The sequence below is a fragment of the Kiloniella spongiae genome (assembly GCF_001026905.1).
Classification (GTDB): Bacteria; Pseudomonadota; Alphaproteobacteria; order Kiloniellales; family Kiloniellaceae; genus Kiloniella; species Kiloniella spongiae.
This window is the reverse complement of sequence record NZ_LAQL01000051.1, coordinates 1-926: the sequence shown is the minus strand read 5'-3', so window position 1 is coordinate 926 and position 926 is coordinate 1. Positions and strand designations below refer to the sequence as shown.

Here is a 926-nt window from a genome sequence, read left to right as displayed (position 1 = left end):
GCAAAACAGACAGCAGGGATACTCATCTTCTGATAAGTACAGGAAATGGTTATATAGAATCACTTGTTTCAAACAGCTGGGGAATGACGAGAACACATTGGGATGCTTCCCGGCGCAACTTGTTTGTATTGGATTACAATGGTGATGGCTTGCCTGACATATTGCTTCAGGGCAAAACAGACAGCAGGGATACTCATCTTCTGACAAGTACAGGAAATGGTTATATAGAATCACTTGTTTCAAACAGCTGGGGAATGACGAGAACACATTGGGATGCTTCCCGGCGCAACTTGTTTGTATTGGATTACAATGGTGATGGCTTGCCTGACATATTGCTTCAGGGCAAAACAGACAGCAGGGATACTCATCTTCTGACAAGTACAGGAAATGGTTATATAGAATCACTTGTTTCAAACAGCTGGGGAATGACGAGGACACATTGGGATGCTTCCCGGCGCAACTTGTTTGTATTGGATTACAATGGTGATGGCTTGCCTGACATATTGCTTCAGGGCAAAACAGACAGCAGGGATACTCATCTTCTGACGAATACAGGAAATGGTTATATAGAATCACTTGTTTCAAACAGTTGGGGAATGACAAGGACGCATTGGGATGCTTCGAGACGTAATTTGTTTGTGCTGGACAATACTGGGAATGGCCTGTCAGATATTTTATTTCAAGGTGTGAAAGATAATAGAGACACACATCTTTTGACCGCCAGTGATGCTCAGGGACGGTACATAAGTGTGATAACTACCCCCCGCGGCCATCAGACATCCATCAGCTACACACCATTGACAGATAAGCTTGTGTATTCCAAAGGGAGTGATGCTGTTTATCCCGAGCAGGATTATGTCTCATCTTTGTCTGTTGTTCAGTCAGTAGAGCGTGGTGATGGTATCGGTGGTACGCGTAAGATTGAG

General features: G+C 44.2%; 1 protein-coding gene. It reads left to right on the top strand.

What is annotated here, in order from left to right:
* Positions 1 to 83: 83 nt before the first annotated feature.
* The coding region (locus WH96_RS20845; protein WP_156176894.1) for an FG-GAP repeat domain-containing protein at positions 84 to 926 on the top strand (843 nt) is incomplete at its 3' end.